Here is a 13178-nt window from a genome sequence, read left to right on the forward strand (position 1 = left end):
CGCGCACGGGGCGCGCGCCGCAGTCTTCCTCCTATGCCGAACATGGACACGATGGTTGCGCCGACCGCCGCAGAAGCGGTCTGGATCGTCAGATTGCAGAGCCATCCGCAGTACGACTTCGTGCGGCTGAAGCGGGTGTTCACCGACCATGGCTCGCGTCATCAGGTCGTGCTCGTCGACGTGAGGAAGCTCCTCGCGTGCGCCGATCGCGACGACACCGACTACGTGCTCAAGGCCGTCGACGACTGGCACGCGGGCAAGGTGCGCGGCATCCGCGAGTTTCTCGATCCGGACAATCCGCGCGTACCCGAAATGCCCTACGTGACGATCAGCGTGCGCCGCTCGCCCGGGCTGCTCGGGTTGCTGGGCGTGCATCGGGAAGGTGTCGTGGCGTTTCGCAACGGCCAGCATCGCGCGCGCTACATGGCCTATGCCGGCGCCTTGTTGATGCCGGTTGAAGTGCACGAGCGCGAGGCGTCCTTGCTGCGCGAGATGTGCGCGGCGCCGGATGCGTCGAATGCGGAGTACGGGGAGGGTTGAGCGCCGCCCGATTCGGCGCTGGACGAAGCTTAGTTGTGCGGTGCGATCGGGAGATTGGGTCAGACGGCGGTAAAACGCCGTGCTGGCCCTTGTGCTTGCTATGGCTTCAGTTGGCGGTCGCGGTCGCGTTGCGCAACGCCTGCATCGGCATCATCGCCGGCATGGTCGGGCGGATGATTTCGTCGGGACGCGTGCCGCCTTGCGCGGTGAATTCCCGGCCGAGATAGTCCAGCGCATAGTCGATGAAAAAGCGCGTCTTCGCGGGCAGATATTGCCGCCCCGGATATACGATCGACACTTTCATGTCGGGGTCGTCGATCGAATAGCCGTCGAGCAGGCGGACGAGCGTGCCGCTTTCGATGTCCGCCCGCACGATGCCTTCGGGAAGAATCGAGAAGCCCATGCTTTTCAGCGTGGCGAGACGCACCATCAGCGCGTTGTTGACCGTGTAGACCGGCGCGAGGGTGACCTGATCGGCGGCGCCGTGACGATGCCGGAAATGCCAGGTCTGGCTGCGCATTTCGTTCGGCAGTCCGACGGACGGCAACGTTTGCAGATCGGTCGGCGTGGCGGGCGTGCCGTGCTCGGCGACGAACGCGGGCGTCGCGACCGTCACGAGCGCGCTTGTGCCGACCGGCCGCTCGATGAGCGCGGTGCTCGACACCATGAACGCCGTGACGATGCCGACGTCATAGCCGTCCTCGACGAGATCGACATGGCGCTCCGCGAGCGTGAGCCGCACGTTGACCTTCGGATACACCTTGCGGAAGCCGTCGATGAGCGGCGTCAGCGTGAGCAGCGAAAGCGCGCTGGATGCAACGACGCGCAAAGTGCCGCTCGGCTCGCCTTCGGTGTGCGTGACTGTGGATTCCAGATGATCCAGTTCCTCCAGTAACGCGCGGCAGCCCTCGAGATAGCGTGTGCCCGCTTCCGTGAGAGACAGATTGCGGGTAGTGCGGTTGATGAGACGTGTTCGCAAATGCGCTTCGAGCATCGCGATTGCCCGAGTCACGAGCGCATTCGAGACATCGAGTTGTTGAGCAGCGCGGCGAAAACTCTCCGTGTCTGCCACGCGCACGAACACACGCATTGCATGGATCTGATTCATCATTCAGCCCTCTCAGGTTTTACCACACGGGCCGGACATGTTGTTCTAGGACAACTTTGTGTCCGGGTCTTGAATCTCGCGTTAAGTCGATAATATTTAGAGCTAACCAAATTTGCAATATCAAATTTCCATTGAGCGATAAATTTACCGCATCGTTATTGCCGCTGTTAATAGCGAAGACGCATGTTTCGAAAACTAATTTAGCGCTGTTCGAAATGCAATATGTACGAAATGCAGTATTTCGTAAATCTTTCTCGGATTAGGACTGTATGGTTAATTTGCTTAAAAAACGGCATTTTCTGCGCGCTTTCCGCGTGCCAACGCATCGAAGTAACACTCAAGGCCGAAAGAGATTTTATATATCGCCCGGTAAATGCCGATTAAAACTTTTGATGCAAACCCGTTTCTCTTTTCGGATATTGATGGATATATCGATGCCGCGATTACGTTCGAAATTCGAAAACACGGGTTGACGTCATGATTTGGACTCTGCTTGCGGCGCATCCTGAAATCGCCCTATTTTCGAGCCTCGCTATTGGTTATCTCGTCGGGTCCGTGAAGCTCGGCCCCATTCAGCTCGGCGGCGTTTGCGGCACACTCGTCGTCGCGCTGATTCTTGGACAAAGCGGCGCGCGCATTTCACCCGATCTCAAGAACATCGCATTCGCGCTCTTCATCTTCGCGCTGGGTTTCACCGGCGGCCCGCAGTTCTTCGCGAACATCGGGCGCGGCTGGCGTTACGGCGCGTTGTCGATCGTCGAGATCGTCGTCGTGGTCGCGCTCGTGCTCGGCGCCGCCGTCATATTGAAACTCGACGCGGGAACGGCGGCCGGCTTGCTTGCCGGCGGCGCGACGGAATCCGCGGTGATCGGCACGGCGTCGGAGGCCATCGGGCGGCTCGGCCTGTCCACGACAGATACCGCGCGGCTGCAGGCGAACATCGTCACCGCTTACAGCGTGAGCTATCTGTTCGGCCTCGTCACGATCGTGCTGTTCACGAGCCAGTTCGCGCCGCTCATCCTGCGCGTGAATCTGCGCGACGAAGCGGAGCGCGTGTGGCGCAAGCTGGGCGGCGACGGCGCGCTCGGCACCGGGCAGACGCCCGCCACGCCGCCGCTCGCGGGCCGCGAGCTAAGGGTGACGGCCGCCGCGGGCCTCACCGTCGGCGACCTGGAGAAGCGCTTTCGCGACAACATCAGCGTGCAGCGCGTGCAGCGCGACCGCTCGGTCATCAAGCCGCAAGCGGCGGTCATGCTGAAGGCGGGCGATCTCGTCGTGGTCGGCGGGCGGCGCGAGGCGCTGGTCGAGGCGATTCCCGCGATCGGCGAGGAAGTTTTCGGCAACGGCGTCTCCGATGTCTATGTCGAACGCACGGATGTGATGCTCACGCGGCGCGAACTGCACGGCCTCACGCTCGCCCAGGTGCGCGCCCGCGCCGCGCCCGCGCCGCGCCCGCCGACGCCCACGGCGTCTTCGTCGCGGCCGTGACGCGTCTCGACAGCACGATTCCCGCGCTCGCCGGCACGCAGGTGCATCGCGGCGACGTGCTGACGCTCATCGGCAACAAGGAGGATGTCGCGCGCGGCGCGGCCAGGCTCGGCTACATCATCCGCGCGACGCAGAAAACCGACTTCGTGTTCCTCGGGCTCGGCGTGCTGCTCGGCATCGCGGTCGGGCGGCTGTCGGTACATGCCGGCGACATCGATCTCACGCTCGGGACGGGCGGCGGCTGCCTGCTCGCGGGGCTGCTGTTCGGCTGGATCCGCTCGCGTTATCCGCTGACCGGCTCGCTGCCCTCGGCGGCGGCGCAGATATTGAAGGACTTCGGCCTGTGCACGTTCATCGCGGCGGTCGGGCTGTCGGCGGGCCCGGACGCGTTGCGGCTCGTTCGCGAATACGGCATCGCGCTGCCGGTCGCGGGCATCGTCATCACGCTCGTGCCGGCGCTCGCGTCGCTCTTCATCGGACGATGGCTGCTCAAGCTCGACGTGCCGATGCTGCTTGGCGCGATCGCCGGTCAGCAATGCAGCACGCCCGCGATCAGCGCGCTCGTCGGCGTGACGGGCAACGCGACGCCGATGATCGGCTACACGATCACGTATGCGCTCTCGAACGTGCTGTTGCCGCTGCTCGGCCCGGTGATCGTCGGGCTCGCGAGCAAACTGGGCTGACCGTATGGAATGGCTCCACGACATCTTCCAGAAAGCGCCGGAATCGGCGCTCTTTCTTTCGCTCGCGGCGGGTTATCTGATCGGCCAGATCAGCTTCGGCAAGTTTCAACTGGGCGGCGTGGGCGGCTCGCTGATCGCGGCGGTGATCGTGAGCCAGGCGGGCGTGCAGATCGACAACGGCGTGAAATCGGTGATGTTCGCCGTGTTCATCTACGCGGTCGGCTACGACTCCGGCCCGCAGTTTTTCAGCTCGATCAACCGCCGCACGCTGCGCGAAATCGCGATGGCGCTGTTCCTCGCGGTGACGGCGCTCGCGAGCGTGATCGTCTGCGCGAAGCTGTTCGGGCTCAACAAGGGCCTAGCGGCCGGACTCGCGGGCGGGGCGCTGACGCAATCGGCGATTATCGGCACGGCGGGCGATGCGATCGCGCGGCTCGGATTGCCCGCCGATCAGACCAAGGCGTTGCAGGCCGACGTCGCGGTCGCGTACGCGGTAACGTACGTGTTCGGCTCGCTCGGCGCGATCATCGTATGCGTGAACATCCTGCCGAAGTTCATGGGGCAGAGTCTCAGGGATGCGTCGATCGAAGCGGAGAAGGCGCTCGCGGGCGGGGCGTCCGGTCCCGGACCAGGGCAGATTTCGGCGTTGCCCGCGCTCGTCGGACGCACGTATCGCGTGACGCACGATGGCGCGGCGGGGCGCACGGTCGCGCACGTCGAAGTCGACGACCGGGACATGATCACCGTCGAGCGCATCCGGCGCGGCGGGCGCGCGCTGGAGCCTGCCGCGGACTTCGTATTGCGAGCGGGCGATATCGTGCTCGTCGTCGGGCGGCGCGAGGCGATGGCGGGCGCGACGGCGCACATCGGCGAGGAAATCGCGGACGCCGATGGCAGCAGCGTCGTCATGCAGAAGCGTCAGGGCGTGTTCACGAAGCGCGGGATGAACCACATGAGCATCGCCGATGTGCGCGCGACGGTCGATCGCGACATTCGGCACGGCGTGTATATCCACGGCATCACGCGTGCGGGGCATCCGTTGCCGGTGCTGCCCGAGACGACGCTCGATCACGGCGATGTCATCACGTTCTACGGCGCGCCGCAGGACACGAAGCGCGCCGTCGATGCCGCCGGTTACGAACTGCCGTATTCCGACAAGACCGATTTCATCTACATGGGCGTGGGTATCGTGCTCGGGTTGCTGATCGGGCTGATCGTCGTCGATGCAGGCGGCGTGCCGCTCACGCTCGGCTCGGGCGGCGGCTGCCTGCTCACCGGTTTGCTGTTCGGCTGGATGCGCGGCAAGCATCCGATGTACGGCGTGATGCCGCCGGCCGCATCGCAATTGCTGAAGGATTTCGGACTGGCGGCGTTCGTCGCGGTGGTCGGGCTGAATTCCGGCTTGCAGGCCGTCGTCACGGTGAAACAGAGCGGGCTGACGATCTTCCTGCTCGGCGTGTTCGTCACGCTGTTTCCGCTCGTGCTGACGATGCTCTTCGGCCGCTACGTCCTGCGTTACGACAACGCGGCGCTGCTCGCGGGCGCGCTCACCGGTTCGCGCAGTGCGAATCCGGCGTTCGGCGGCGTGCTCGACAAAGCCGAAAGCGCCGCGCCGACGGTGCCGTTCGCGATCACGTATGCGTTGGCGAACGTGCTGCTGACCTTGCTCGGACCTTTGGTGGTCGGGCTCGTCTGAAGCGGCGGGCGTGCTCCTTGCGCCATAATCGGCGGACCTGCAAGGAGACTTCTTCATGGCTCAATCCAATGCGGCAACCGTCACGCTTCCGTCCGGCGAAGCGATTCCGAAACTCGGCCAGGGCACCTGGGAAATGGGCGAGCGCCCGAACGCGCGCAAGAGCGAGATCGCCGCTTTGCGCGAGGGCGTCGATCTCGGCATGACGCTCATCGATACCGCCGAGATGTACGGCGAAGGCCAAAGCGAGAAGCTCATCGCCGAAGCGCTCGGCGACAGGCGCGACGAGCTTTTCATCGTCAGCAAGGTGTATCCGCATAACGGCAGCGAGCGCGGCGTGCAGAGCGCATGCGAGCGCAGCCTGAAACGCCTGAAGACCGATCGCATCGATCTGTATTTGCTGCACTGGCGCGGCGGCGAGGATCTCGAAGGCGTGATCGCGGGTTTCGAAAAACTGAAGGACGACGGCAAGATTCGCCACTGGGGCGTGAGCAACTTCGACACGGACGACATGGAAGAACTCTTATCGCTCGATGGCGGCGACGCCTGCGCGACCGATCAGATTCTCTTCAACGTCGCGCGGCGCGGGGCGGAGTTCGATCTGTTGCCGTGGCTGCGTGAGCACCGCATGCCCGCGATGGCGTACAGCCCCGTCGATCACGCGCGTCTGCCGCGCGGCGGCGCGCTGGAACAGATCGCGGCGGCGCGCGGCGTGTCGGCGTTTCAGGTGGCGCTCGCGTGGGTGCTACAGCAGCCGCAGGTATTCGCGATTCCGAAAGCGTCGGATGTCGCGCACGTTCGCGAGAATCGCGCGGCGCTCGATCTTCACCTGTCCGCCGACGAGCTCGCGGACATCGATCGGCAGTTCAAGCCGCCGAAGTCGAAGCGCCCGCTCGAAATGCTGTGAAGACGCGCCGGATCACGTGCACGCGTGATGCGCGTGCACCGAGCCGAGCACCGCGACTTCCGCGGGTGTGCGCCTCAGATCGGCTTCGTTGACCTGCTTCGCATCGGCGAGGAAGTCGTCGACGATCGACGACACGGTCGTGTCCGCGAGACACAGCGATACGCGCTTCGTCTCGCCATCGGGCAGCGAGGTGCGCTGCGACAGAAACAGCACGCCGTACTGATAACCGCGCACGATTCCGCGTACCGCGCCCACGCATTGTCCTTGCGCCGTGTTGTCGGACCTCGCGGCGCATTGCTGCGCGAGCGCGTAGGCCGAGAAAGTCGGATCGGACGCGCCGGGCGCCGGAGCCTGTGGTGCGGTCTGCGCCTGCGCGGCCGTCGCGACGCCGAAAGTCAGTGCGCAAAGCGCGGCGGAGAGGGCGGGTTTCATCGGTTGAATCCTCGTTGTTTTGAAGGTTGAACCGATGAGAGGCGCGCAACGCCGCTTTGGTTCCGACGAAAGCCTCAGCGCGCCTGACGCTGCAGCGTACGCAATTCGTCGACGGGAATGTGGCAATGAATCGCGTGACCGTCGCCGGCGTCGCGGCACGGCGGCGTTTCGGTTTCGCAGATTTCGCCGATCTTGCGCGGACAGCGCGTATGGAACACGCAGCCCGAAGGCGGATTCGCCGCGCTCGGCAACTCGCCCGACAGCCGGATGCGCTTCGCGTGCGTCCCGTCGATCGACGGCACCGACGACAGCAATGCTTCGGTGTACGGATGCTGCGGTCCGTCGAAGACGGCGGCCGCGCGCCCGATCTCCATGATGCGCCCGAGATACAGCACGGCGATGCGGTCCGACAGATAGCGCACGACATGCAAATCATGCGAGATGAACACGTAGGAGACGCGGCGCTCGCGCTGCAGATCGGCAAGCAGATTGAGGATCGCGGCCTGCACGGAGACATCGAGCGCGGAAGTCGGTTCGTCGCACACGACGACGCGCGGATCGCCCGCGAACGCGCGCGCGATCGCGACGCGCTGCTTCAATCCGCCCGACAGTTGCCGCGTGCGCGAGCTCAGATAGCGCTCCGGCAGACGCACCGCTTCGGTCAGCGTGTGCAGGCGCTGTTCCTTCGCTTCGCCGTGCAACGCGGCGAGCTTCGACAGCGAACGCGCGATCAGTTGCCGCACGGAATGCGCGCGATTCAGCGCGGAATCCGGGTTCTGAAAGACGATCTGCAGCGACTTCACCTGTTCTTCGCTGCGCCGGGTCACGCGCTCGGGCAGCGCGGCGCCGTCGAGTTCGAGCGACGCGCCTTTGTCGGGCGATACGAGGCCGAGCAGCAGCTTCGCGAGCGTCGTCTTGCCGCTGCCCGATTCGCCGACGAGCCCGAGCGTTTCGCCCTGCACGAGATCGAGCGAGACATCGTGGACGGCGCGCACGTCTTCATCGCCGACGCGGAATGTCTTCGAGAGATTGCGCGCGGATAGCGCGAGCGGCTGATCGACACCGTCGGCATCGGCGACGGGCACCGGCGCTTCGTCGGCCGAGCGCGGCAGCGTTTCCGCGCGTTCGTGATAGTGACAGCGCGCCATCTGATCGCCGTGCGCCGACGCCACGCGATACGGCGGCGGCGCGTCCTTCAGACAACGCTCGTCGGCGAGCTTGCAGCGCGGCGCGAAAATGCAGCCCTGCGTGATCGATCCGGGCAGCGGGAGGGAGCCTGGAATCGTGTCGAGCCGGCCCGTTTCCTTGGCGCGCCCCGCACGCGGCAGACAGCGCAGCAGGCCGACCGTGTACGGATGACGCGGCTTGGCGAACACGTCGGCGGTCGTGCCTTCCTCGACGAGCTTGCCCGCGTACAGCACGCCAACGCGATCGCACATGCGCCCGATCACCGCGAGATTGTGGCTGATGAAGAGCACGGCCGTGCCCAACTCCGCACGCAATTGCGCGATGAGGTCGAGCACTTCGGCTTCGACGGTGGCGTCGAGGCCCGTGGTCGGTTCGTCGAGAATCAGCAGTTCGGGATTGCACGCGAGCGCCATCGCGATGACCACGCGTTGCTGCATCCCGCCCGAAAGCTGATGCGGATAACTCTCCATCACGCGTTCGGGCGATGCGATGCGCACGCGTCTCAGCATGTCGGCCGTGCGCGACAGCGCTTCGTCGGCGGATGCGCCCGTGACTTCGAACGCTTCGGAGACTTGCCGCGCGATCGTCAGCGACGGATTCAGCGCGCGTCCGGGATCCTGATAGACCATCGACACGGCGGTCGCGCGCATGCCGCGCAGCGCGTCGGCGTCGAGCGCGGCGACGTCGCGCCCGGCGATCGACATGCGGCCAGCCTTCACGCGCCCGTTGCGCGGCAAGTAGCGCAGCACCGCGAGCGCGGCGGTCGACTTGCCGCAGCCCGATTCACCGACCAGCCCGTAGGCCTCGCCGCGCCTGACGCGCAACGTGACGTCCTGCAGCACTTCACGTTCGCGTCCGCGCGAACGGTACGCGACCGTGAGGCCGACGACCGTGAGCGCGTCGGCCTGATCGCCTTTCGCGGCGCCGAACGTGGGAAAAGCCGATGGCGGCGGTCCGTTCATCGGTCGAGCACTCCTTGCACGGCATCCGCGACGAGATTCACCGCGACGACCAGCGACGCGATCGCGGCGGCGTCGAAGACGACGGTCCACCACGCGCCGCCCGCCATCAGCGTATAGCTTTCGGACAAGGCGAGACCCCAGTCGGCGGACGGCGGCTGAATGCCGAAGCCGAGAAACGACAGCGTCGCGACGGCGAAGATCGCGTAGCCGAGACGAACGGTCGCCTCGACGATGATCGGCGGCAGCACGTTTGGCAGAATCTCCGCGAACATGATGTAGAGCGCGTTCTCGCCGCGCAATTGCGCCGCGAGCACGTAGTCGAGATGGCGCTCGCTCAGCACGGCGGCGCGCACGGTTCGCGCGGTGATCGGCGCGAAGGTGAGGCCGATGACGAGGATCACTGTCGTGTTGCTCGCGCCGACGGCGGCGAGCGCGAGCAGCGCGACGATCACGAGCGGCAGCGCGAGCAGCGCATCGATCACGCGGCCGATGGCGGCGTCGACCCAGCCGTCGAAATAGCCGACGACGAGCCCGAGCGCCGTGCCCGCCGCCGTGCCGAGCAAGGTCGCGAGCGGCGCGATCGTCAGAATGTCGCGCGAGCCGACGATCACGCGCGCGAACACGTCGCGACCGAGCTGGTCGGTGCCGAACCAGTGATCGCCCGAAGGCGCGACGAGCGAGTTGAGCGGATCGGACGCGTAGGGATCGTGCGGCACGAGCCAGTGGCCGAAGAGCGCGCACAGCACCCAGAAGAGCAGGATCAGCACGCCGATATCGAAGGTCGCGGAACGCACGAGCGCGCTCAACGCTTCGAAGCGGCGCGATTTCGGTGCGATAGCGGCCGCCGTGCTCATTTCGCTTCCCCGGTGCGCAGGCGCGGATTGAGCACGACGTAGAGCGCATCGGCGATCAGATTCGCCGCCGTATAGATCACGCCGATGGTCAACACGCCCGCTTCGAGCATCGGAAAGTCCTTCGCTTTTGCGGCGTTGTAGATCAGCGAGCCGATGCCCTGGTAGTGAAACAGCGTTTCCACGACGACGAGTCCGCCGATCATGTAGCCGAGCTGCGTCGCGGCGACGGTGACGGTCGGCAAAAGCGCGTTGCGCAGCACATGGCGCACGATCACGACGCGCTGCGGCAAGCCCTTCAGGATCGCGGTGCGCGTGTAATCGGCGTCGAGCGCTTCGACGGTGCCCGCGCGCGCCATCCGCGCGATGTAGCCGAAGAACACGAAGACGAGCGGCAGCACTGGCAGGATCAGATGTTCGAGTTGCGTGAAGAAGCCCGCGTCGGCAGGCGCGGTCGCTTCGATCGGCAGCCATTGCAGCCAGACGCCGAAGATCAGGATCAGCACGATCGACGAGACGAATTCCGGCACCACCGTCGCCGTCAATCCGCCGATGCTGATGACGCGATCGATCCATCGTCCCGAATGCAGCGCCGCGTACACGCCGCCCGCGATGCCGAGCGGCACCACGACGACGAACGCGAGCGCGCCGAGCTTCGCCGAATTCCACAGCGCGTTGCCGATGAACGGCGCGACGGGCGCGCGAAACGCGTAGGACTCGCCCATGTCGCCGCGCAGGAAATGGCCGATCCAGCTCGAATACTGCGTGAGAAGCGGCCGGTCGACGCCAAGCTGATGGTTGAGCGCGGCGACCGCGCGCGCGTCGGCGAGCGGGCCGAGAATCGCGCGGCCGACGTCGCCGGGCAGCAACTGGCCGCCCGCGAACACGATCATCGACAGAAGCCACAGCGTGACGAGCGCGAGCAAGAGCCGCACGCCGACGAAGCGCGCGATGCGCTTCATTCGGGCGAAGTCGGCGACGTGCGCCGTGGGCGTGATGGTGCTCATTCGCTTACGCCGAGATCGTCGCGCGGTCGAACCACATCTGCGAAATCGCGTTGAAGCGCACGCCGGAGACATTGGCGCGCGTGACGATCAGCTGGTCGTAGAAGTAGGGGATGACGACCGGCGTTTCGTCGAGCAGCAAATGCTGAATCTGCGCGGACAGCTTCTTCTGCGACGCGACGTCGAGCGCCGCGACGAACTGCGCGACGAGCTTGTCGTATTCGGGATTCTTGAAGTGCGCCGCGTTCCAGGTGCCGCCGCTCGTCAGCGGCGCGTTGAGGAACACGTTCGGCACGCCGCGATGCCCGTAATCGGTGATGCCGAGCGGCGAATCGAGCCAGTCCGACTTGCCGAACGTGCCCGAGCCGTAATAGAGGTCCTGACTCTCGACCTTCAACTGGATGCGTATGCCGATCGCCTTCGCCGCGTTCTGCACGACGACTGCGAGATCGGGGATCTCCATGTACTTTTCGGTCGTGAGCGTGACGTCGAAGCCGTTCGCGACGCCGGCATCGCTCATCAGCTGCTTCGCCTGCGCGATGTCGATCTTGCGTTGCGGCACGCTGAGATCGCTCGACGGAAAAACCGGCGCGAACGGGCTGTCGTTGCCGACTTGCGCGCGGCCGCGGAACAGGCCCTTCACGATGACTTCGCGATCGATCGCGAGCGCGAGCGCCTGACGCACGCGCTTGTCCTTGAACGGCGCCATGTCGCAGCGCATATGCAGTTGCCGATGCGAACTCGACTTCGTGCCGAGCACCTTGAATTGCGGATTCGTCAGCATCGCGACCCCGCCTTGCACCGTGAAGTCGCCCATCACGTCGGCCTGGCGGCCTTGCATCGCGAGAAGCTGCGCCTGTTGATCCGCGTAGAAGGAAAACTGCACGCGATCGGGCAGCGCTTTCTCGCCCCAGTAGTCGGGATTGCGCACGAACGATGCGCCCACTTTCGGCGTGTATTTCTCCAGCTTCAGCGCGCCCGTGCCCATGAACGTCTTCTCGTAAGGGCCGCTGAAATTCGCCGGGAGGATCACGGCGTTATACGTATCCGAGGAAACGTAATACGGGAAATTGCCATTGGGCGCGTCGAGATGAAACTCGACGGTGTGATCGTCGACGGCCTTCGCCGAATCCTTCGACAGCACGCCCTTCAGCACCGAAAGCGCAGCCGAGCCGGTCGCCGGATCGGACAGGCGGTTGAAGGTCGCGACGACGTCCTTCGCGGTCATCGGCTGGCCGTCGTGGAACTTCACGTTCGGGCGCAGCTTGAACGTCCACACGTCGCCCTTGGCATTCGACGACCACGACAGCGCGAGCGCCGGCTTGAGCGTCAGATGCTCGCTGTCGTCGTCGACGAGAAATTCGCCGGTCTGATTGATGAGCGCAAGCCCCGACGCATCCGTCACGGTGAGCGGATCGACGGCGCCCGCGGGCATCAGATGCGCGACGCGGATCGTGCCGCCCGGCTTGCCCGCGCCTTGCGCCCGCGCGCCCGGCATACCGAAGATGCCGCCCGCCGTGAGCGCGATGCCGAGCACGCTCGCATGGCGCAGCAACTCGCGGCGCGTGAGGCGTCCGGCCATGAACTCGTCGATCGCGTGATTGCCCAGTTCGCCCGCGCGAGGGCGGGCCAGTTCCAGAAGATGCGCGTCGGTCGAAGGTTTCTTCATCGTGTGCTTTTCCGTTGTCGTTGTTTGCTGGCCGTCGCCCACGCGCGATCGGCTCGACCGCGCCGTCGAGGTGCATTCGGGCATCGCTAGCAAGGAACGCGCCGCTCCATGACGCGCCCGTGCGCTTTTCAGTGATCGTGTGGATGCTTGTGAATCGGATCGACCCAATAGACTTCCTCGGGCTTCTCGACGGCATCGATGTTCAGATTCACCACCACCGCTTCGTTGTCGCTGCGCACGAGCACGCATTCGAGCGGATCGGCGGTGCTCGCGTTGATTTCCTGGTGCGGCACATAAGGCGGCACGAAAATGAAGTCGCCGGGACCGGCCTCGGCCGTGAACTCGAGATGCTCGCCCCAGCGCATGCGCGCCTGGCCGCGCACGACATAGATGACGCTTTCGAGCGCGCCGTGATGATGCGCGCCGGTTTTCGCATTCGGATGGATCGTGACCGTGCCGGCCCAGATTTTCTGGGCGCCGACGCGCGCCGCGTTGATGGCAGCCGCGCGGTTCATGCCGGGCGTCTGCGGCGTGTTGGTGTCGAGCTGATCGCCCTTGATGACCTTGACGCCGTGTTCGCGCCAATCGATGTGCTGATGTGGATCGCTCATGTCGCTCATGCCCGTGTATCGTCTGCGGATATGAAAAAGTCC

10 protein-coding genes and 1 pseudogene are annotated in these 13178 nt (G+C 65.2%); 4 read left to right on the forward strand and 7 right to left on the reverse strand.

Annotation, left to right across the window (positions count from 1 at the left end; genetic code table 11):
- Positions 1-33 precede the first annotated feature (33 nt).
- The gene (locus NCR93_RS02995; protein WP_008351228.1) at positions 34-540 is read left to right on the forward strand and encodes a plasmid fertility inhibition factor family protein; all 507 of its coding nucleotides are present in this window, start codon (positions 34-36) and stop codon (positions 538-540) included.
- A 106-nt stretch (positions 541-646) separates the two neighbouring features.
- On the opposite strand, the gene NCR93_RS03000 is transcribed toward NCR93_RS02995, so the two are convergent.
- Complete coding sequence (locus tag NCR93_RS03000; protein WP_239295376.1) at positions 647-1651, reverse strand: LysR family transcriptional regulator; 1005 nt, start codon at positions 1649-1651, stop codon at positions 647-649.
- A 474-nt stretch (positions 1652-2125) separates the two neighbouring features.
- Between NCR93_RS03000 and aspT (NCR93_RS31985) the strand changes: the two are divergent.
- From aspT (NCR93_RS31985) to NCR93_RS03020, 3 genes and pseudogenes are all read left to right on the forward strand, one after another.
- Positions 2126-3819, forward strand: a pseudogene (gene aspT, locus NCR93_RS31985) (aspartate-alanine antiporter).
- A 4-nt stretch (positions 3820-3823) separates the two neighbouring features.
- Positions 3824-5515: an aspartate-alanine antiporter gene (gene aspT, locus NCR93_RS03015; protein ID WP_175982821.1), complete on the forward strand. Its 1692-nt coding sequence runs from the start codon at positions 3824-3826 to the stop codon at positions 5513-5515.
- A gap of 55 nt (positions 5516-5570) precedes the next feature.
- Positions 5571-6419, forward strand: a complete 849-nt coding sequence (locus NCR93_RS03020) for an aldo/keto reductase (protein WP_175982820.1) — start codon at positions 5571-5573, stop codon at positions 6417-6419.
- A gap of 12 nt (positions 6420-6431) precedes the next feature.
- On the opposite strand, the gene NCR93_RS03025 is transcribed toward NCR93_RS03020, so the two are convergent.
- From NCR93_RS03025 to NCR93_RS03050, 6 genes are all read right to left on the reverse strand, one after another.
- Positions 6432-6851, reverse strand: coding sequence for a hypothetical protein (locus NCR93_RS03025; protein ID WP_175982819.1), 420 nt, complete (start codon positions 6849-6851; stop codon positions 6432-6434).
- Positions 6852-6925: 74 nt separating this feature from the next.
- Positions 6926-9001 carry an ABC transporter ATP-binding protein gene (locus NCR93_RS03030; RefSeq protein WP_175982818.1) on the reverse strand — a complete coding sequence of 692 codons (2076 nt, stop codon included), beginning with the start codon at positions 8999-9001 and terminating at the stop codon, positions 6926-6928.
- A complete protein-coding gene (locus NCR93_RS03035; RefSeq protein ID WP_008351220.1) occupies positions 8998-9855 on the reverse strand; it encodes an ABC transporter permease in 858 nt (285 codons plus the stop codon). Before NCR93_RS03035 ends, NCR93_RS03030 begins: the two co-directional genes overlap by 4 nt.
- Entirely contained in the window at positions 9852-10859 is a 1008-nt protein-coding gene (locus NCR93_RS03040) for an ABC transporter permease (RefSeq protein ID WP_008351219.1), read from the reverse strand. Before NCR93_RS03040 ends, NCR93_RS03035 begins: the two co-directional genes overlap by 4 nt.
- 4 nt (positions 10860-10863) lie before the next feature.
- Positions 10864-12525: an ABC transporter substrate-binding protein gene (locus NCR93_RS03045; protein ID WP_175982817.1), complete on the reverse strand. Its 1662-nt coding sequence runs from the start codon at positions 12523-12525 to the stop codon at positions 10864-10866.
- Between the two features lie 128 nt (positions 12526-12653).
- On the reverse strand, positions 12654-13136 hold the full coding sequence (locus NCR93_RS03050; protein ID WP_033537126.1) for a cupin domain-containing protein: 483 nt from the start codon (positions 13134-13136) through the stop codon (positions 12654-12656).
- Positions 13137-13178 lie beyond the last annotated feature (42 nt).

The sequence above is a fragment of the Caballeronia sp. ATUFL_F1_KS39 genome (assembly GCF_023630985.1).
In the GTDB taxonomy this organism is placed as follows: Bacteria; Pseudomonadota; Gammaproteobacteria; order Burkholderiales; family Burkholderiaceae; genus Caballeronia; species Caballeronia zhejiangensis.